The organism is Bacillus sp. z50, assembly GCF_058313585.1.
The window spans coordinates 269,680-290,052 of record NZ_JBZFQL010000003.1 but is presented as its reverse complement, the minus strand read 5'-3'; the positions used below and the strand labels follow the sequence as shown (position 1 = coordinate 290,052).

The following is a 20,373-nucleotide window of genomic DNA, read 5'->3' as shown; positions in this document are numbered from 1 at the left end:
GGTGGACAATTTGTTAATTGCAGCTTTTTTAGTTGCCATATGCCTAACCATACTCATCACCCCATTTGTAATTAAATTAGCGCATAAAATAGGAGCAACCGATGCTCCCAATAATAGAAAAGTGCACAAAAAAGTGATGCCAAGCATGGGCGGATTAGCAATTTTCCTCAGCTTTATTATAACGCTTCCGATTTTTTCACCGGAAATTGCCCGTTCAGACACATTTTCAGCCATGTTTTTGGGTGCAGCCGTCATCTTGATTCTTGGTATATTTGATGACAAATATGAATTGAATGCAAAAGTGAAGTTAATCGGGCAAATTGCTGCCGCTTTAATTATTGTTATTGTCGGCGATATCCAGGTTAACTATATTAATACACCGTTTGGGGAAACGATTGAATTTGGATTTATGGCGATCCCAATCACCGTTATTTGGATTGTGGGCATTACAAATGCTATTAACCTAATTGACGGATTGGATGGATTGGCAGCAGGTGTTTCAACAATAGCTTTATTAACCATCTCCGCGATGGCGGTATTTAGAATTGGCGATATATTCGTTGCCATGATTGCTTTGATTCTTGCTGGAAGTACATTAGGATTCTTGAAATTCAATTTCTTCCCAGCCAAAATATTCATGGGCGATACAGGAGCTATGTTCCTTGGATTCATGATATCCGTACTATCCCTGTTAGGATTTAAAAATATTACGGTAATTTCCTTAATCATACCGATTATAATATTAGGTGTACCAATTTCTGATACGTTCTTTGCAATGGTACGGAGGTTCCTGCAGAAGAAACCATTACATGCACCGGATAAGTCTCATTTGCATCACTGCTTATTGCGATTAGGCTATTCCCACAGAACCACTGTACTGATGATTTATGCAATGGCTGCTGTCTTTGGACTGGCTGCTTTCATCTTTAGTATGGCCACACTATGGGGCGGAATATTCTTCAGTTTTATTCTGCTTATAGCACTTGAATTGATGGTTGAACGAATTGGCCTTCTTGGCGAAAATCATAAACCTTTGCACAAACTTTTAGCATTACGTTCGGCTGATTCAAAAGAAAGATTTTAATAATAATTGTTATAGCTGCCATAAAAATATATGGCAGCTTTTTAATGAGATTTTAATTATTGGACCTGGAAACTGTCGCTTCCGCTTCATTTCATTAATGCACATTAAAAATACCATACGCTTGCTATTCTTTTGAGCTTGCGCATAATGAATACAGTCTTGTACCTACCAATATCTCTTGAAATGCTAAAAAAACCCCTAATTCTATTTAAGAATTAGGGGTTGATGTTTATTAATCTTTATTCAACTATAACTGAATCATTAGGAATGGAATCTGTTTCCGCATCCTTTTTATAATCAAGATGAGCTTGGAGCTCCTGTTTAATATTTTCCAGGGATTGCTCATCTAACTCATAATAATACGTACCGCCAATGTAAGAATCCTTCCCTTCCAGACTAATGGATTCGATTTGAAGGTTGGATGCTGCCAGTACATAGCTAGAGAAACTCTTCATCTCTTTGAAGGTCATATTGGTTTTCATATTTTTACCGATACCTTCAATGACATCAGCATATTTCGTAATCGATTTAGCTGAAGCTGCCTTGTCAATTATAGCTGTCAGAATCTCCTGCTGGCGTTTACCACGCTCAATATCACTGTCTTTCTTTCTTGTTCTGGCCAATGCCAAAGCTTCTTCACCGTTTAATGTTTGCAAACCTTCTTCAAGGGTGATTGCACCTTGCTCATCATTTGAGTTCTGCTCTGAGAATGTATAAGGCACATTAACTTCGATGCCTTCCAATGCATCAACTACATCAACAAAGGCATTAAAGTTCATTTTCACATAGTAGTCAACTGGAACATCCAGTAATTCTTCGACTGTATCGATTGTATATTTTACCCCGCCATATGCATGGGCATGAGTAATTTTTGAATAGTTATCTTTCCCAGGGATGTATACATATGAGTCACGCGGTATACTTAACAATTTAACTGTTTTTTCTTTATCATTGAATGTAGCAAGCATAAGCGCATCTGTTCTGGAACCTTTTTCATTATTGCGCACACTGCTATCATCTACTCCCATAAATAATACGGATACATTATCTTTAGCAGGATTTACTCCCCGTCCATCGTTTGCAAAATTTTCATCATATGATTCAGAGAGTACATTTTGGGCCTTCACATATAAGTAACCTGCATAACCACCAGCAACTAAAATAACAATAAGAATAGGAAATAAGATGACCGCTGCAATGCGTTTCTTATTTTTCCGTCTACGCCTTACCTTGCGCATATTTTGCCTATTTTGCATTGGTTTTCTCCTTTTATATATATTAAAAAACATAGAAGTCATTTTCAGTCTTACATCATTGTACCCTTTTTCTTATATTGCGTAAATTAATTTTTTCTCCCAAAAAAAGGGTATTATTCTAAATCTCATCAATATTATTCAAAAAAAGACACTAGAATAAACCACTCTAGTGTCTTTCCATTTTTATTAAATTGGCTGACAGTATATAACGCTGCGGCGCATCCCCTATATAATCAAACGGATAACAGGTGGTGACCGTCAGAACAGGGCGTGATTTAGACACAATAACAGTTCGGTCATCAGCATCAACAATTCGGACGCCAAATACTTTATAGGTAAAAGTCCCAGCCGTTGTTTGAACAATCAATTCATCGCCTTTACCAAGCTGCCCGAGTTTACGAAATACTGTATCACGATGGCCAGATAGAACTGAATTATCTTTCATTCCAGGCAGTACACTGTCTGAATAGTGTCCTACACCCTTTTCCAGTTCATCTTCATCTGTTCCTTCAATAATCGGGAGATAAGCTGATATCTTCGGGATAATTAACTCACCGAATTCTTCACCCTTTTTTGGGTACACTTTATATAAATCATCCGATTGATTCGTAACTTGCGACTCGGAAACAGATGCAGGTTCGGGAGTCTCTTCGACTATTACCGGCTCAGGCGCTTTTGCCGTTATAAGAGGCAGACCATACTTCACTATCATGCCAGCACCTATGAAGATCAGAATGCCGGCCAAAAGCACCACTATTCTTGCTTTAGGAATCATGCAGCATCCTTATTTTTCCGACGGAAGAATAATAGTCCGGCTCCTGCTGCCAAGGCTCCTATTCCTAGTAATACACCTTCAGCATAATTGCCGGCTGTATTAGGCAATTTACCGCCGCTAATTGTTTTATTAATGGCTTTTCCTTCTTTATTCTCGATTTTCTCTGCCTTATTCTCCACCAGTGGCTTTGGAACTGTCTTAACCGGTTCAGTAACCTTATCAATTAAATCAGAACCAAACATTTCTGCTGTAATAATCATGTCTGCAAGTAATTCACCTTGTTTATTATAAAGCTCGATTAGCAGATCTGCACCATTAGTTGATTCAAGTACCATAAGTTCATCAATGGAAATCGTCTTTTTGCTGCCATCTTTCGTTAAATGAAATTTAGCTTTCATTTGGTAGATGTCCAAAACTTCATTAAACAAAGCTACAATCTCTTTCATCTGTGCCTCAGTTAACTCTGAAGAACTCTCAAATTCCGGTAAATTATCTGCTCGTTTTTCTAATTCCAGGAGTTTCTCCTCAAGCGCAGGATCGTCAAAATCTATGGCAGAGATGTGTTTTTCTAAATTCTCTAACTCTTGCCTATCAATTCCGAATTCAGCAAGCCCTTCTAATAATGCATCAATAAACATATAACCTAAAACAGCTGCTTCAAGATCTTCAAGGTATTGATAATTAGATAAGCTGTCTCCATTGCTGGTTAGCAATTCATTTAATTCCTCTAAAGTCATTTCGTAATCCACAAGCCATTGTTTCAAGGATTCATCTGTTATTTCAGTGCCCTCAAATTCTTCCCAGCTTAATGCATGCTCTAAAATATTTAAATAAACGTAAGTGTCCTCAATTGATTTAGACTTATCGTAGCCATCTTGGTATTCCAATTCATCCATCAATTCATCTTTGTCGGTAAATCCGTATGTTTCAATCAACTCTTGAAGATTTTCTTCAGTTATTCTTTCACCCAATGCTACTTTTAAATCGTTAATCGAGTTATATTCTGTATATTCTTTTCCGAAGTATGTAAGTATGAGTTCTTCTAATTGATCTGGTGAAATCCCCTCTGTTTCGGCAAACTTGTCAAAATCCCCTTCATTAATTGCAGCAAAACCTACCACCGGCTTTATAACCGTGAATAACAGCATACAAGCAACTAAAGACATGGCTATACGTTTCATCTTCTTCCCCCTATATTGTAATGTTACAAAAATATTACGCTCCAAATTTAGTATAGTTTGTATTAGAAAATAATTCCATATATTTTTCGAAAAATACAAAAATGTATATATTAACCTGTTTGATTAGGATAAAATAGCCTTGTGTGCTTCAGTATTTGTAATAGTATAATTTGTAAGGAGGAAGCTAGCTTTGCTGGAAACAAGAAAGCAATTACATTCGCCCGTCTATGTGAATAAAAAAATGAAAGTCTCTATTTGGCTTTCCATTATGACTATATGTTTTATCTTTCTCTTACCGTTAGGTGTCATGATTATCTGTGAAACCATGGTCAGGAATGACCTGAATTTATACACACTCGGTCAATTTTTTGATTTAAAGACGAAAGCCTTCCTATTAAATTATCTGATTTATTTTGCCGTCATTAATCTATTCTGTATACTTCCACGTAAATTATATTATGTTACTTCTCTAGTCATAAGCGGTTTATTCATTCTCTTTACGATTGCTAATCAAATGAAACTTGAATTGCGAAATAGCCCCATTATGTTATCCGATATAAGTCTTATTAAGGAATTGCAGGGGTTAGATAATCTAGAATTACCAATGAAACCTATTATATTGGGACTTGTAATTTTAATTGTCGGTATACTGATCATCTACTTCTTACCAAAAGGGAAAGAGTTTTGGATTCCCAAGACTCTACTGTTTACTGGTTCATTCGTTTTTCTCCTTATATTATGGAATGAGAAACCGATATCTCCAATGGCCCAGGCTAATCTTTGGTATACACGCTGGCGACCGGAACTGGGCATCAGCGAAAATGGCTTAATAGGCAATTTCACTCTCTTTGCAAAGAAGGCACAAATCCAGCCACCCGCAGGGTATTCTGAAGCTAAAATTAAAGCGCTCGCTGAAAAATATCAACCCGAAACGATGAAACAAACAAATGAAGAAAGCGAACAACCAAATGTGATTTACATCATGAGCGAAGCCTTTGTTGATCCATATCTTTGGGGTGAGAAATATTTCAAGGAGGATCCCACGCCTAATTTCAGAAAAGCCTTCCAGGAATCAATGCACGGGTTTATGTATTCACCCGAGTATGGCGGAGGAACGGCAAATGTCGAATTTGAGGCGGTAACTGGTTTAAGCAGACAATTCCTCCCCGGAGATGATGTAGCCTATAATCAATATTTAAATCATCCAGTTCCATCCGTTGCAAGGGAATTTAACGAAGCAGGATATCACTCAACAGCTATTCATGCTTTTAAGAATTGGTATTATCAGCGTGCCACCGCATATAAAAACTTGGGATTCAACCGGTTTATACCTGGTGATTTTATGAATCTTGATTATCCATTCAATAGTGGGAAAGGCTACCCCTCCGATCGACATATGACTGATTCTATTTTAAAAATTGTGAAGGAAAATGAGAATCCTTCCTTTATTCATGCTGTTGGACTTGAAGGCCACATGCCGTATCCAAGAGCAAAAAAAGGCTCACCTTTTCTTGATAAAACTAAAATGGACGTGAACACTTACGAAATCTTTGGTACCTATGTAAATAAATTAAACAGCGTGGACAAAGATTTGGGCAGATTTTTGCAGGAACTACAGAAACTTGAACGACCTACCATTGTCGTCTTTTGGGGTGACCATTTCCCTGGGTTCACACCCTTTCAAACTGTGTACGGAAAAGAAGGATTAAATTTTACTGCCAGCCTAAATGGCAGCTTCGAGGACTGGATGAAACTTCATAAAGTCCCTTACTTTATCTGGAACAGTCAAGAAAACAAGCCGCTTGAAAGAAATCTTACACCAAATATGTTCAGCCAAATTGTTACAGAAATGGCCAATATCGAAGGTAATGCTGTAACAAACTTGTTGACTCAGGTCGCGGAAAACGGAAACTCCTATTTCCCATATAAGCAATTCACAAAAGAAATGGGAGACTTTACAAGTGAAATGAAGGATTTGCAAATGCTTCAGTACGATATGCTTCACGGCAAAAGGTACTTCATCAAGACCTCCTTAGCTACAAATTTTTCTTCCGACTCTGACTACATCGTTGGATGGACAGAAAATCCAAAAGTTAACATAACTAAGAGTAATGGGGAAATTCTGATTCATGCAGAAGGAATACCTAAATACGCCAAACTATTTGATGAATCTGACGACATGCTAGATATTACTTGGGAGAAATCAGAAGAGGGTAGCTCTACTTTTAAGGTTAAAGGTAATCCAAAAGAAGTGTATTTTATAGTACAAGATGACCGCAAAACAACACTGCAAAAAACCAAGAAGTTTTCTGTTGACTAATGACCGAATTGAACCCCCTCATTATTTCAGAGGGGGTTCATTTAAAAGAAATTATATGCCACTTTTCACTTTTACTCTCAATTTTCTTTTTAAAAAGGTAATAATTGATTCTTTTTTATATTTTTCAAGTTCTTTTTGGTTTTCTTCCCTAGTCATATTAATTATTTCCTGTAATTCCCCTGAAATTTTCATTTCATTTAATAAATTTTGAGATAGCTGTTCATTTTTCAAATTATCATAATGCTTAAAGATATCTACCAATATTTTATTCACAGCCTGATCTTTAATATGGTTGACGCACACAATCCGATGCAATTTCAATAAAAAGTTATGATAATAATCCTCTGTGTAGTGAACATAAAAAGGTCCCCATGGATGTTCTTTATATGTATGATATTCTTTATCATTTATTTCGATAACTGATACATGATAATGATCAATTACATATTGATCAAGCTCATCCCAGTACCGGTTTAAGAGCTGTACATTTTCTTTTTTGACATGTCCGCTCGTTGCTAAATCGATTAATGTACCATCATCATTGAAAATATTAACATTCCTAGCCTTATGTATTATGACATGACAATTAGGCAATTTCTCCTTTAAAAAAGCGAACAACTTATCCACACTCTGTTTCCACTTCAGGAAATATTCTTCCGTATGATCTTTTATCGCTAACCTCTCGATGGCACCCTTCTCAATTAGGCTTTTATAGTAAGGAGTTTTCCATAACTTCCAGCGATTATCCGTAATACATTGATTAGTCGCCAAAGAAATTACCCCAAAGTGAATATCAGCAAAAAAATCAATAATTAGATAGGATGGTTCCAGCTTAATTAAATCTGTAAGGAAACTCTTCGAGAAGTCCATCTCTACATTCCATCGATCATATTCGGTTAAATCACCAATATCATTTTCGGTATAATTCAACGGAGAAGACATCAAACTAATTAGAGATGTTTGATTTTGCGTTAAAATACACTCATAAAACTCCTTATAGTTTGGATTGAACTTTGAGTTAAAATTATCTCTCGTCGCACAGCTACCTAAAACCGCTACTTTTATATTATTCATAATCGACTCCTTTTGTATGTCTCGATAAATGAATTTCATCATAAAAAAATTGCCTATAATAATTATAGACAATTTTGTGTGTTTTTCTAATTTCAACCATGCCAATTCCTAAAAATCCCCCAAAACAACTACTCTCCTTACTTCCTTACCGTCAATCGGTAGGAGCTTGTGTTTCCAGCAGCATCAGACAGGTAAACTCTCATGGTTGTCTTTAACTTTTGCTTCTTGACAGAAACGGAGAAGCCACCTGATTTATTTGCTTTACCTTTTCCACCTTACTGTTGACCTTAATTATGACAGTAGCATTCGGTTCTGTTGTCCCTTTTACCTTTGTCGATTTGGGCGTAAATTTATTAATATTAATTAATGCAGGTGCCGTTTTATCCTTTACAATCGTTTTGATGGCCGGACTTTTATTTCCTGTTTTATCAGTTGCTTGAATGAAGCGTGCCGTTCCAGCCTTTTGGGCTGATTTCATAGTTATTTTAAAACTTCCCTCACTGTTCGCATTGCCTGATGCCAGTTGAACATTGCCCTTGCGAACAGTAATTTTAGAACCCGCTTCTGCTTTTCCTTGAACGACTCTACTGTTATTTCCCATACTTTTAATCTTGGGACCAGCAGGCGGAGTTGTGTCTTTCACCTTTCGCTTGACAGGCCAACTTTCATTCCCTTTTTCATCGACTAACTTAATAGAAACAATTGTATCTCCCTTTTGGAGAGGGATATTAATCAACTGATTAAATGCCCGGTCTGAGCTTATCTTCATTTCAACCTTCGTTTTTCCTGTAATGATAACTTTACCCTTAAATGCTTCTTTATACTGTATACGAATAGCTTTATCTTTATCGGTAAGTTGGCTGACCACCGGGGTTGCAAGCAATCGGTATTTCAGGGCATTCGCTACGTTTATCCTGCCCGTTCCATAGCTGGTATCTTTCCCCTTTTCCCCAAGGTCATCCGCTGTAGACACCAACCGATAAGCCACTTGCTCATTCGTTAATTTCGGTTCCTTATAAAATCAATGCAGCCGCCCCGGCCACAATCGGAGAAGCCATTGATTACTATTTGGCTTTTGAAGCGTCATGAGGGTAGTCTTCTTTTCTAGTATCGAACTTCCGTATTGAAGAAATCGGTTCAAAAGCTTCGAATGGCTGACCTTCACAATAACCCTATCAGTCGTTTCCTTGCTATTTTTCGAGTTTTGTATAGCTGCTTCGACAGGAGTTAACGGCGCCAACACCAAAGCGATAATGCTCAGTGCCACTATCATTCTTTTCATTCTACTGCTCCTCTTCTCACTTATATAAATGTATAATTCGACCAATTTTACCAGCGTTTCCTATAAACTCGCATAGCTCTTTTGTATCATAAAAATAGAAATAGTTTCCAATATTTTTTTCTTGTGTTACCATATTATAGTAGATACATCGAAAGGGGAGTCCAAAATGAAATCAAAAGCTGTCGCATTCGCCGCCGTCGCCTTACTTTCTGCAACATATGCAGGATCTGCATCTGCCGATTCCACTTCATATACAATTAAAAAAGGGGATACATTGTCGGCTATTGCCAATAAAAGCGGAACAACTGTAGCTGCTCTTAAACAAGTAAATCTACTAAAATCCGACTTGATTTACCCCAACCAAGTATTAAAGATTAAATCTACCAATGCTGCCAAACCGGTAACAACTAAAAAGACCACCCAAGCCAAAAGTCCTTCCCAGACAAGCTCTACTAAAACATATAAGGTTGTAGCAGGAGACAGCCTCTCAAAGATTGCAGCCAAGTATAAAGTCTCCATTAACAATCTAATAGAGTGGAATAATCTCAAAAGTACCATCATTTATCCTAATCAGGTGATTAAATTATCAAAAACTACAGGGACTATTAACCAACCAGATGCCCCTAAGTCCCCCTCCACTTCAAAAACTGCAGTATATGTCGTGAAGAGTGGAGATAGCCTAAGCTATATTGGACAAAAGTACGGATTGACAGTCGCCAAGCTAAAATCCCTTAACAATCTTAAGTCCGATTTAATTTATGTTGGGCAGAAACTAAAGGTCCCAGTTGTAACTTCAAACAATCCTTCCAAACAACCTGTCGCACCCAAATCTCCAGCTCCATCAACGAAAACAACATACTCTGTCAAAAGCTGGGATACGTTGGGCAGAATCAGCCAGCAATATGGAATGACAGTGGCACAGTTAAAATCATTAAATAATCTTAAATCAGATATGATTTACGTAGGACAAAAGTTAAAGTTATCAAGTAACTCTACAAGCAAACCAGCTCCTAAACAAGATGAAATTGTACGAGATGATTCAGATAGCCAAATCGGTAATTCCACTTTCACTTCTAGACTGATCAATGAAAGTAAAAAGGTTATTGGAACCAAATATGTCTTTGGTGGCACTAGCACATCAGGCTTTGACTGCAGTGGTTTTATCTATTATGTATTTAATAAGGCCGGATATGATATTAATCGCTACTCAGCAGCAGGCTATTATGACCGTTCTTATTATGTAGATAATCCGAAGCCGGGCGATTTAGTATTCTTCGAAAATACCTATAAAAAAGGCATTTCACATTTAGGTATTTATATAGGAAATAATCAGTTCATTAACGCAGATAATAGCGGCGTCAGAATCGTCAGCTTAAGTAATTCATATTATAAGAAGCACTTTTCCAGCTTTAAGAGGTTCTATTAAACTCAGGATTCAGCCTATTTGTTAGGCTGGATTTTTTTATTACATCGTAGATACTCTTAAATTAATAAAAGTACTAAATGTAATTTCTTCGTTTCAATCATACAGATATAATATATAATATAAATAGAATGTAATATTTTGTAGAAAACGGGGAGTTATATGAGAACAGATAGAACAAAAAAGAAAAAGATGAAGACCTGGAAAAAGATAGTTTTAGGAATCATTGGACTATTTATTTTAGTTGGAGGCGTATACGCCTTTACGGTGTATCGTTCTTTCGACAATGCGTTAGACGCAATGCATGATCCTATCGATCGGGATGGTTCTAAAAAGAGGGTAGAGAAGGTCAGCTTGAAGGATAAGACACCTTTTTCTGTACTTTTATTAGGTGTAGATGAAAGAGAAGGCGATAAGGGCCGCTCTGATACAATGATTGTTCTGACGGTAAATCCAATCCTCGAATCAGTCAAAATGGTAAGTATCCCTCGTGATACTAGGACGGAAATTATCGGAAAAGGAATAGAAGATAAAATCAACCATGCATATGCCTTTGGCGGTGTCGAAATGTCTATGGATACAGTAGAGAACTTCCTTGATATTCCGATTGATTATTATGCACAAGTTAACATGGAAGGATTTAAAGATATCGTCGATGCTGTTGGTGGTGTCACTGTGGTAAATGATCTTGATTTTACAGCTGATGGTCATCACTTCACAGAAGGAACCCTTAATTTGAATGGCGAGAAGGCCCTGGCATATTCACGAATGAGATATGAAGACCCACGGGGTGATTTCGGGCGCCAAATGAGGCAAAGGCAAGTTATCCAGGCAGTCCTTAAAGAAGGCGCAAGCCTTTCTTCTCTAACCCGCTTTGATGGGATTTTTGACGCACTGGGTGATAATGTGAAAACAGATATCAGTTTCTCTCAAATGGTCAGCATTCAGCAAAACTACAAGGAAGCAGCTAAATCATTAGAACAGCTTCAGCTTGAGGGGCAAGGAACAAAAATAAGTAAAATTTATTATTATATTCCTTCTGATGAATCTCTGACAACCCTTCAGGATACGTTAAAAAAACATTTACAAATCAATAAGTAATTAAAAGAAACGGATTAAGCAGCTCGCTTAATCCGTTTTCTCATTTATAGATGTTCTTAATCTCTGATTTAATTTCTTCGATGAATTCCTGTGCAGTTAATGTTTCATCTGTTGTTCCCCGAGTGTAGGCATTTCGAATTAGATCCATAAATGCTCTTACCTGAGTATCCTCAGTCTCTCTGTATTTTAGTTCATTAGTCATCTCACTTTTCTCCTCCAAAAACCATTACCTAATTATACAAATTAATCTATATGTTGTAAATAACTGAAAGATTTTGACACAGAAAAATAATACTGATGAAACAATCATCTACTTAGATGACAAAAAATCTACCGGTCTTTTGTTTCTTTCCCTTTTATAATAGAGAATGGCCTCGACAATACGCCTGGATGCTTCCCCATCTCCATAAGGATTGGATGCTTTCGCCATTTCGGCATGCGCCCCTTCATCTGATAAAAGCTCATTTGCCATATTGAATATAACATCCTCATCTGTACCTGCGAGCTTCAATGTACCGGCTTCTATTCCTTCCGGCCGCTCTGTCGTGTCTCTTAAAACCAAAACCGGTACCCCAAGAGATGGAGCTTCTTCCTGAACACCGCCTGAATCAGTCAGGATTAAATAGGATCTGGATGCAAAGTTATGAAAATCTATCACATCCAACGGTTCGATTAAATGAATACGCGGATTTTCACCCAATATTTCAGCTGCCAACTCTCGAACGACAGGGTTTAAGTGGACAGGATAGACTACTTGAATATCCTGATGAACTTCAGTCAAATGCTTAATAGCCTTAAACATATTACGCATTGGCTGACCTTGATTTTCCCGGCGATGAGCAGTCATTAAAACAAGACGGTCTTCGCCCACAGCATCTAAAATAGGATGGGAATAGGATTCTTTTACGGTTGTTTTCAATGCATCAATCGCTGTATTTCCGGTGATAAAGATTGATTCCTCCGGTTTATTTTCGTTTAATAAATTGAGTTTGGATTGATAGGTAGGTGAAAAATGTAAATCACTTAAGACTCCAGTAAGCTGACGATTCATTTCCTCAGGATATGGAGAATATTTATTATGTGTCCGTAAACCTGCTTCGACATGCCCAACCTGGATGGAATGATAAAATGCTGCAAGGCTTGCTACGAAGGTTGTGGTCGTATCACCATGTACAAGCACAATATCCGGTTTAACCTCCCCCATTACCTCGTGGAGCCCTTCAAGTGCGCGGGTCGTAATCCCTGCCAATGTTTGTTTATCCCTCATAATATTCAAGTCATAATCCGGTTTAATATCAAATATATCAAGTACCTGATCAAGCATTTGACGATGCTGGGCTGTTACCGTAACAATCGTTTCTATTTGCTCTGGATACTTTTCTAACTCTTTAACCAAGGGAGCCATTTTAATCGCTTCCGGCCTTGTACCAAAAACAGTCATTACCTTTATTTTTTGAGCCATCGGAACTCTCCTTTTTTCGACAATCAATAAACGTTGAACTCAAAACTCCAAGTTAGTTCATATATCCTATACTAACAAGTAAGTATCATTTGAACAAAGGAAATATAAAAAAACATCCTCATATTACCATATACATATATATTATAGATAATAAACTCCATTATTTATATAATCTTTCGCTATTCTCTATTACCCTGAATCAGAAACATTATTCCAGGAACTAATAGTCATAATTTACAAATTTTGATTTTATTCATACACAAATTAATGGTCAGTTAATATTCCTGAAAAACATCCTACCTCTATCTCATCAACTATATCGAACAGGCTTTTTCAGACGCCAAAAAACTTACTGAATTAGCCTATTCAGACGGAAACTAACGTGTTAATATTTGGAAAAGAATAAGAGGTGATCTATGAAGCGAATAGGAATTACAGGTGTAACAGCTCTACTGTGTATTGGATTTTTAGTCTATGGGAATAACCATTATTATGCGGGAATTGATGAGACCCGTGCAGAAGCGTACAAGCAATACACAGAGGATCAGGCAAACCAGAGCCTAGAAAAAGCACAACTCGAGAATGAACGAAAATCAATTAATGACCAGCAGCAAAAAAAGCTAAAAGAAGCCCAAAAGGTGATCAAAAAAGTGTATGATGACTCGAAGCATCAAAGCAGTGAATTAAAAGGGGTACTACAGGACCTTACTCCTCTAATTGAACAAAAAGGAGACTGAACTGACTAGACTTTAGAGTGTTCAGTCTTTTTTCCGTAAAAATGAATCCATCCTTTTGCCTATATTCAGGACAAAAGGATTATTTTAGAATCAGAAGGGAATATATATTTTATATACTGAACAAAAGGAGGTGCTAAAATGATACTCCTAAAACATCTTTGGTATGAATATAGACTAAAACGCCTTATCAATAAAGCAGATTCCTGTACGAATCCCGATATGAAAAGGGATTTAAACAATAAAATTTATGACTTACATTTAAAGCTTAACGAAATAGAGAAATTTTATATTTCAGGTGAACAATCCAATGGATGATTCATTCATATAGATGGAGTAGAATTGGAATACGCTCTGACCATTCTAATCCATAAAACGAACTCATCTTCTCTCCGTTTCGATCAGCCGAGCAATATATTTTAGAACATCCTCTCTTAGCTCTTCATTTTTCAAAGCAAAATCAATCGTTGTCTTGATAAACCCTAGCTTCTCACCTACATCATATCGTTCTCCTTCAAATTCATAGGCATAGACACGCTGAATCTGATTGAGCTTTTGAATAGCATCGGTCAACTGAATTTCACCACCCGCTCCTATTTCCATTTCACCGAGAAAATCAAATATCTCTGGCTTAAAAATATATCGCCCAATAATAGCAAGGTTCGAAGGTGCAGTTCCTCTCGCTGGCTTTTCCACAAAACTGCCTACCAAATGGCAACGCCCATCCATTTGAATAGGATCGATAATACCATACCGGTCGGTTTCACTTTCAGGAATAGCTTTAATGCCAATAACTGATGAATCAAGAACCTCATACTGTTCAATCAATTGCTGTAAGCACGGCTTATCATGGACGACAATATCATCCCCGAGCAATACAGCGAATGGCTCATCTCCGATAAAATTACGAGCACACCAAATGGCATGGCCGAGACCTTTCGGTTCCTTTTGGCGGATATAGTGGATATTCGCAAGCTCTGAAGGCTTTTGTACCTCCTTCAATAAATCGAATTTACGCTTCTCCTTTAAATTTTGCTCCAATTCATAGGCATAATCAAAATGATCCTCAATCGCTCTCTTTCCCTTACCTGTTACGATGATAATATCCTCAATCCCGGATGCAACGGCTTCTTCCACTATGTATTGAATAGTTGGTTTATTGACGATTGGCAGCATTTCCTTCGGCATGGCCTTTGTTGCCGGTAAAAATCTTGTTCCTAGACCTGCTGCCGGTATGATGGCTTTCGTAATTTTTTTCATACGCATCCCCTTTTCAGTATTATTATTCATTCTATAACTAATACCCCAACTAAATAATAGACCTATATGATAAAACGGTATAACTTGTTTAATATCTCAGTATTTGAATATCAATAGTTAACTATCATCATTATTTAAATACCTTATAATCTCTTTAACTTTATTAACCTATATGACCCAAGTTGTATTTTTCCACATTTTTCTTTATTAGGATAACGATGAATGATACAATAAGACAGAATTTAATGATTAGGTGGTAGAATCGTGATTAAAGAATGGAATTTACTGCGTGTTATTGCTTGTCTAAGTATCGTTTTATTACATTGTACGACTCAAATTGGCAGAAGTATTGGCTATCCCGAGATAACAAACTATCATTTTTATAGGATGCTATTATGTTATGCTACTCCAACATTTATCGTTTTATCAGAGATTATTTTGGCTAATAGATATCCATCTAAACTTCCTCAAAACTTTTGGATGAAAAGATTAAAGTTTATTTTTATTCCTTATTTAGCCTTCGCTTTAATTGATGCATTTGTAACGTTTTATTTAAATCCAAATACAGACCTTTCAGAGAAGATTATTAATAATGCTGTATTCGGCAGATATGAAGGATACTTTATACTGATTATTTTCCAATTTTATATTCTTCATTATATTGTAACGAAGTTTAAGCTTTCTATGGTCTGGATGATACCATTAAGTATATATCTAATGTCATTTTACTTAGATATGATAAGGCTAAATCCAGAGCTTTCAGCACAATATGGAATGACTATACATATACCTTTTCTTGCTTGGTTTGCTTACTTCACTATTGCATATGCTGTGGGTAAAAATTATAAAATTGTTTCAGAGATGTTAATGAAGTATAGATGGATGACGGTGCTTCTATTTGTTATCTCTTTAGCCGTAATGTATATTTCCTATGAATCTGGAAATACCAGCGTATCATCCAAAAGATTCGATTTACTACTATTTGTTATTATTACAAGCGCAATGATCCTGGCTTGGGGTCAAAAATTACCTAATTATCGTATTATCAATATAGTTAGTAATTATTCATTCGGTATCTATTTAATTCATTGGCAGGTTCAACGGCTTGTAGCACCATATATTGCTGGTTTCTTTGATCATACATCAACAAGAGTATTAGCCTTATTTTTTGTTTCCTTGCTAATCAGTATGAGTCTAATCAAACTAATTTCACTCTTGCCATTTGGCTCTTATATCATAGGACAATTGAAAAAATCAGCACCTAAACAAAATTCTAACGGTCAACCAGTCACCCCTACCTTGCAAGCTAGAGATAGAATTTCATGATTTAAAACGATAACTTCAAGTTGAATATAAAAATCATAATTATTAGTATGATATAATCTTCTGCAGACTGCTGGAATTACTTTTAGCAGTCTATTATCGTCGGGTAGAGGTAAAGTTTTCTCTCTTGGTCTCCTGGGAAAATATAATGCATAATTTCAAGCTCAAGGGGTTTTTGCCTCTTTTAATAAATCAAATTTACGTTCCTCTATATATTTTATTCTAAGGCTTATTGCCTCTATTCCCGATTCTTCTATATATATATATCCTTTCCCACCGTTTTTATTTTTCAACTTATATAACTAATACTACATATCCCATTCTATCCCTCTAAAATAACAAAAAAATATCCGGACCATCTCCAATTTTCCCGAGAGAGCAGTATGCTTATCTATGTAAGCTACTTTACTTATGTTCTAGCAGGTTCTGCGACAGCGAATGCTGAAGTGTTGCCGAATTGATTCATCCATTTATTATGGGAGCTTTCTGGAAGATTGAGAGGAAACGTCATAAAGACAGAACAGAGTAATCAATGACTGTAAGTAATTGGAGAAGAGGATTATCCAGAGTTTAGGTAGATTTATCCATTAAAAAAAACAGTATTGACAGTTACTTTATCATACTGGTATCTTTTAAATTGTTATAATACATAAAATTATCTTCTATCTTTTGACAAAATGTGACTTTGGTCCCTGTTTTATATTTAATACATTTTGTACCATTATATTAAACGTCGAAAAAGCAAAGCTAGCGAAAACTAGTGACGCAAAACTAAAGGGACTAAGGTTCGTCTCATGCTAGCTAAGTCAGCCAGTTACCAAAACAAGGAGGCACGAAATTGAATTACTATCAAACTCCTGAGGAAATGTACAGAAAAAGAAAACTTAAAAAGACTGCAACCTATGCAGGCTTAATTGTAGTAGCTATCGGAATCATTTTAGGATTACAAGTGCTCCTATACAATATGTAAAAAAAGAATGGAACTATGGTGAAGTGACCCCCAAAAGTTAGGTTATTGTTACGCAGTTAATTGGCTGGTGTGAAGACGGTATTCAACCGGACTCATACCAGCTAATTTTGCTTTAATACGTTTGTAATTATAATAATGGATATATTCTTCAATCTTCTTTTTAAGTTCCTCAAAAGAACATAATGCTTCTCCATAATACATCTCTTGTTTCAATAAACCAAAAAAGTTCTCCATAGGTGAGTTATCCAAACAGTTCCCTTTCCGGGACATTCTTTGGAATATCTTGTTTTTCTTTAGAGTTTTCACCCATTTTATATGTTGATAGTGCCATCCCTGATTTGAATGAACGGTTGTCCTAAAGGGAGAGTCTTTCACAAATTCCAACGCTTCTTCAAGAGGTTGAAGGACAAATTCCAAGGTTGGGCGCAAGCTGATTCCAAAGGAAAGTACTTCGCCATTGAATAGATCCATGATGGGATTTAGGTAAGGCTTTACGCCATCTTTACATTTAAACTCCGTGATATCGGTGGCCAACTTTTGATGACAAATACTTGTATAAAAACGCCGTTGAATACGGTTTTTCGCAACTGTTCCAACGTTTCCTTTATAAGAACTGTACCGGCGTGTTTTCCTTCTAAATTTATCTCCTTTGAGCCCAAGTTTCTTCATAAGGCGTTGTACCTTCTTATGATTCACTTGAATTCCTCTGTTCCTCAGTTCCAGGTGGATACGACGATATCCATAGTTACCATGATTGTCCTCGAAAATGGCTTGAATATACTCTTCAAGTTCCTCGTCCGGATTCTTTTTCTCCATCATTACTTTTATATGATAATGATAGGTAGAGTCGGGCAGACCGACAGTGCATAACACATCTTTTAATCGGTAGTTTTCTTTGAGTTCGAATGATAACGCTGCCTGTGCTTTTCGAGATAGCCTTCCGGATCCATCCGAAAAGCTCTCAACTTTTTTAAGTAATCGTTCTCCAAGCGAAGGAGTTCATTTTCTCTTTCTAATTTTTGTTCATACGTCATTTCATTTTGTTCTGTGTTTTTATTTATTCTCTTATTCTTCGCTTTATCAGACATGGGTGGCCGTCCTTTCGGTTTATCCAGGGATTCGGTTCCGCCCTCAAGAAAAGCCTTCTTCCACGAAGCAATCATAGGAGGATTCGTTATCCCGAAGTGTAGGGCTGTTTCTGTTTCTGAAGAACCTGTCCTTTTCATAAAGCTTAATACATCCATCTTGAATTGAACAGGATAAACGCCCTTTCGCTTCTTCCTCCTTAATCCTTCCTTTCCGAATTTATTGTAGAGTTTCACCCATCTTATAATCTGCGCACTAGACTTAATCCCATGTTTCTCAGCCAGGAGGTCATATCCTAGTTTTCCATCTTGATACTCATTCACAATCATAAATTTAAATTTCTCACTATATTTAACCATAAATAAACACCCCAAAAAGTTAGATTTTAACTCTAACTTTTGGGGTGCAGTACATGGGTTCCATTCTTTTTTATGTTCATTCTTCTTATCTTTTGATGCAGAAAGAGGGTTCTATCTACGTAGCAATTTTTCATACACATACCTTAATATGAATAGCCAAAATGCTTTCCATAAAAACAACGGAATATCAAAATTATTTTGAATAAAAGATAAAGGTTATAAACTTTTTATATCTTCTTCGCTATCTCAGTTTAAAATTCAAGTTTCCCTTATTAGAGGATATTGTGAATTTATTTTTAATAGTACTAGAGTTGGAGGAATATTTTCGAGGCTTATTTATAGTAAAAAAGCGGAAAAAATCGTAACGATTAATCCGCTATTTGAAACACTCCTTATTTATTAAGAAAATAAAATAATCTACTTCTATATAATTCTCCGTAAACCATTTTACATCTTGATACATTTAGAGAATACTGGGTTTAACTCCTATCCTAGTCTTTTGAATTAGTGCAACACCCAGCTATTATTTCGACATATAACCTTTAGGATTATTCTTATGCCAATTCCAAGCATCCGTAATGATCTTTTCTAAAGAATCATACTCCGGTTTCCACCCCAATATATCTTTTGCCTTCTTTGACGAAGCAATTAAGACAGCGGGATCTCCAGCTCTTCTTTCTTTAACTTCTGCTGGGATAGGATGATTTGTTATATGTCTTGCTACATCAATAACCTCTTTGACGGAGTATCCATTTCCATTACCAAGGTTAAAGATATCACTAGCATTTCCTTTTCTTAAGTATTCTACTGCTTGATAATGCGCTGATGCTAAATCCATTACATGAATGTAATCACGGATGCACGTTCCATCCTCTGTAGGATAATCATCACCAAACATATATACCTTATCTCGTTGACCAAGTGGAACCTGCAAAACCAATGGAATAAGATGTGTTTCCGGGTCATGCATCTCTCCAATATTTCCACTACGATGAGCTCCAGCAGCATTAAAATATCTTAAAGAAACATATTTAATATTGTATCCCTGATCAAACCATTTCATCATTTTTTCCATGGCAAGCTTAGTTTCGCCATAGGTGTTGGTAGGATTTGTATCATTATCTTCAAGGATTGGAATATTCTTTGGTTCACCATAAGTAGCCGCTGTGGAGGAAAATACTACTTTACTGACATTATTGTTCTTCATGACATCCAATAAACACATCATGCCGTATACATTGTTATGATAGTATTCATAGGGCTTACTCATACTTTCTCCAACTAATGAATTAGCAGCAAAATGAATAACAGCCTCGATATTATGAGTCTTAAAGACATATTCTAAAGCTTTTTTATCTCTAAGATCAATTTCATAAAAATGATTAACCTCTACTGCCTCTCTATGCCCACTTTGTAAATTATCAACAACAACCACTTCTTCGTTCTGGTCTAAAAAGTACTTTACTGCATGCGAGCCAATATAGCCAGCTCCCCCTGTAATCAGTATCGCCATCCTAACACCTTCTTCTTATTTACTGATGTTACCTTCATAAAGCTTCCACTTTGCTCATCAAGCTATTCTGAACAACCTTCAGCTTTTCTATTTTCCCCAACATTATCTAAATCCTCTTCAACACGTTCGACCGAGGCAATTCAATAATTTTTCCTTGTCCATCCACAACT

Annotated in this window: 19 protein-coding genes, 2 pseudogenes and 1 riboswitch; of the genes and pseudogenes, 8 read left to right on the top strand and 13 right to left on the bottom strand. The window is 36.4% G+C overall.

The window, feature by feature from the left end:
• Nucleotides 1-10 precede the first annotated feature (10 nt).
• On the top strand, nucleotides 11-1,084 hold the full coding sequence (locus AC4G3N_RS10805) for a glycosyltransferase family 4 protein (RefSeq protein ID WP_139892142.1): 1,074 nt from the start codon (nucleotides 11-13) through the stop codon (nucleotides 1,082-1,084).
• A gap of 239 nt (nucleotides 1,085-1,323) precedes the next feature.
• Here the strand turns inward: AC4G3N_RS10805 and AC4G3N_RS10800 are convergent, their stop codons facing one another.
• The 3 genes from AC4G3N_RS10800 to AC4G3N_RS10790 all read right to left on the bottom strand — a co-directional run bounded on the left by AC4G3N_RS10800 (nucleotide 1,324) and on the right by AC4G3N_RS10790 (nucleotide 4,296).
• On the bottom strand, nucleotides 1,324-2,340 hold the full coding sequence (locus tag AC4G3N_RS10800; RefSeq protein ID WP_491090197.1) for an LCP family protein: 1,017 nt from the start codon (nucleotides 2,338-2,340) through the stop codon (nucleotides 1,324-1,326).
• Between the two features lie 166 nt (nucleotides 2,341-2,506).
• Nucleotides 2,507-3,052 (bottom strand): class D sortase, encoded by a 546-nt coding sequence (locus AC4G3N_RS10795; protein ID WP_491090296.1) that lies wholly within the window; start codon nucleotides 3,050-3,052, stop codon nucleotides 2,507-2,509.
• Between the two features lie 59 nt (nucleotides 3,053-3,111).
• Complete coding sequence (locus AC4G3N_RS10790) at nucleotides 3,112-4,296, bottom strand: processed acidic surface protein (RefSeq protein ID WP_491090196.1); 1,185 nt, start codon at nucleotides 4,294-4,296, stop codon at nucleotides 3,112-3,114.
• 190 nt (nucleotides 4,297-4,486) lie between these two features.
• On the opposite strand from AC4G3N_RS10790, the gene AC4G3N_RS10785 reads away from it, so the two are divergent.
• A complete protein-coding gene (locus AC4G3N_RS10785; RefSeq protein WP_491090195.1) occupies nucleotides 4,487-6,616 on the top strand; it encodes an LTA synthase family protein in 2,130 nt (709 codons plus the stop codon).
• A 51-nt stretch (nucleotides 6,617-6,667) separates the two neighbouring features.
• Here AC4G3N_RS10785 and AC4G3N_RS10780 read toward each other — a convergent pair whose 3' ends face one another.
• The 4 genes and pseudogenes from AC4G3N_RS10780 to AC4G3N_RS10765 all read right to left on the bottom strand — a co-directional run bounded on the left by AC4G3N_RS10780 (nucleotide 6,668) and on the right by AC4G3N_RS10765 (nucleotide 8,963).
• Nucleotides 6,668-7,690, bottom strand: coding sequence for a DUF6270 domain-containing protein (locus AC4G3N_RS10780; protein WP_491090194.1), 1,023 nt, complete (start codon nucleotides 7,688-7,690; stop codon nucleotides 6,668-6,670).
• Between the two features lie 137 nt (nucleotides 7,691-7,827).
• Nucleotides 7,828-7,911 (bottom strand): annotated as a pseudogene (locus tag AC4G3N_RS10775) (hypothetical protein); the annotation flags it as partial.
• On the bottom strand, nucleotides 7,902-8,459 hold the full coding sequence (locus AC4G3N_RS10770; RefSeq protein WP_491090295.1) for an Ig-like domain-containing protein: 558 nt from the start codon (nucleotides 8,457-8,459) through the stop codon (nucleotides 7,902-7,904). The pseudogene AC4G3N_RS10775 and the gene AC4G3N_RS10770, both read right to left, overlap by 10 nt.
• Before the next feature lie 252 nt (nucleotides 8,460-8,711).
• Nucleotides 8,712-8,963: a hypothetical protein gene (locus AC4G3N_RS10765; protein WP_491090193.1), complete on the bottom strand. Its 252-nt coding sequence runs from the start codon at nucleotides 8,961-8,963 to the stop codon at nucleotides 8,712-8,714.
• A 175-nt stretch (nucleotides 8,964-9,138) separates the two neighbouring features.
• Here AC4G3N_RS10765 and AC4G3N_RS10760 point away from each other — a divergent pair, with 175 nt between their 5' ends.
• Nucleotides 9,139-10,398, top strand: a complete 1,260-nt coding sequence (locus tag AC4G3N_RS10760; RefSeq protein ID WP_491090192.1) for a C40 family peptidase — start codon at nucleotides 9,139-9,141, stop codon at nucleotides 10,396-10,398.
• 159 nt (nucleotides 10,399-10,557) lie between these two features.
• Nucleotides 10,558-11,496: a polyisoprenyl-teichoic acid--peptidoglycan teichoic acid transferase TagU gene (gene tagU / locus AC4G3N_RS10755; protein ID WP_491090191.1), complete on the top strand. Its 939-nt coding sequence runs from the start codon at nucleotides 10,558-10,560 to the stop codon at nucleotides 11,494-11,496.
• Nucleotides 11,497-11,536: 40 nt separating this feature from the next.
• On the opposite strand, the gene AC4G3N_RS10750 is transcribed toward tagU, so the two are convergent.
• Complete coding sequence (locus AC4G3N_RS10750) at nucleotides 11,537-11,698, bottom strand: YwzD family small protein (protein WP_187393478.1); 162 nt, start codon at nucleotides 11,696-11,698, stop codon at nucleotides 11,537-11,539.
• A gap of 108 nt (nucleotides 11,699-11,806) precedes the next feature.
• Entirely contained in the window at nucleotides 11,807-12,958 is a 1,152-nt protein-coding gene (wecB, locus tag AC4G3N_RS10745; protein WP_491090190.1) for a non-hydrolyzing UDP-N-acetylglucosamine 2-epimerase, read from the bottom strand.
• Nucleotides 12,959-13,374: 416 nt separating this feature from the next.
• Between wecB and AC4G3N_RS10740 the strand changes: the two genes are divergently transcribed.
• On the top strand, nucleotides 13,375-13,695 hold the full coding sequence (locus AC4G3N_RS10740; protein WP_491090189.1) for a hypothetical protein: 321 nt from the start codon (nucleotides 13,375-13,377) through the stop codon (nucleotides 13,693-13,695).
• A 138-nt stretch (nucleotides 13,696-13,833) separates the two neighbouring features.
• On the top strand, nucleotides 13,834-14,010 hold the full coding sequence (locus AC4G3N_RS10735) for a hypothetical protein (protein ID WP_491090188.1): 177 nt from the start codon (nucleotides 13,834-13,836) through the stop codon (nucleotides 14,008-14,010).
• Between the two features lie 63 nt (nucleotides 14,011-14,073).
• Here AC4G3N_RS10735 and galU read toward each other — a convergent pair whose 3' ends face one another.
• On the bottom strand, nucleotides 14,074-14,952 hold the full coding sequence (gene galU / locus AC4G3N_RS10730) for a UTP--glucose-1-phosphate uridylyltransferase GalU (RefSeq protein ID WP_491090187.1): 879 nt from the start codon (nucleotides 14,950-14,952) through the stop codon (nucleotides 14,074-14,076).
• 264 nt (nucleotides 14,953-15,216) lie between these two features.
• Here galU and AC4G3N_RS10725 point away from each other — a divergent pair, with 264 nt between their 5' ends.
• On the top strand, nucleotides 15,217-16,278 hold the full coding sequence (locus AC4G3N_RS10725; protein ID WP_491090186.1) for an acyltransferase family protein: 1,062 nt from the start codon (nucleotides 15,217-15,219) through the stop codon (nucleotides 16,276-16,278).
• Between the two features lie 727 nt (nucleotides 16,279-17,005).
• Nucleotides 17,006-17,097, top strand: a riboswitch (cyclic di-GMP riboswitch).
• A gap of 16 nt (nucleotides 17,098-17,113) precedes the next feature.
• On the top strand, nucleotides 17,114-17,245 hold the full coding sequence (locus AC4G3N_RS10720) for a hypothetical protein (RefSeq protein WP_302621340.1): 132 nt from the start codon (nucleotides 17,114-17,116) through the stop codon (nucleotides 17,243-17,245).
• A gap of 48 nt (nucleotides 17,246-17,293) precedes the next feature.
• Here AC4G3N_RS10720 and AC4G3N_RS10715 read toward each other — a convergent pair.
• The 3 genes and pseudogenes from AC4G3N_RS10715 to galE all read right to left on the bottom strand — a co-directional run.
• Nucleotides 17,294-18,166, bottom strand: a pseudogene (locus tag AC4G3N_RS10715) (IS3 family transposase); the annotation flags it as partial.
• The gene (locus AC4G3N_RS10710; protein WP_491090185.1) at nucleotides 18,124-18,690 is read right to left on the bottom strand and encodes a helix-turn-helix domain-containing protein; all 567 of its coding nucleotides are present in this window, start codon (nucleotides 18,688-18,690) and stop codon (nucleotides 18,124-18,126) included. The pseudogene AC4G3N_RS10715 and the gene AC4G3N_RS10710, both read right to left, overlap by 43 nt.
• A gap of 523 nt (nucleotides 18,691-19,213) precedes the next feature.
• A complete protein-coding gene (gene galE, locus AC4G3N_RS10705; protein ID WP_491090184.1) occupies nucleotides 19,214-20,203 on the bottom strand; it encodes a UDP-glucose 4-epimerase GalE in 990 nt (329 codons plus the stop codon).
• Between the last annotated feature and the right edge of the window lie 170 nt (nucleotides 20,204-20,373).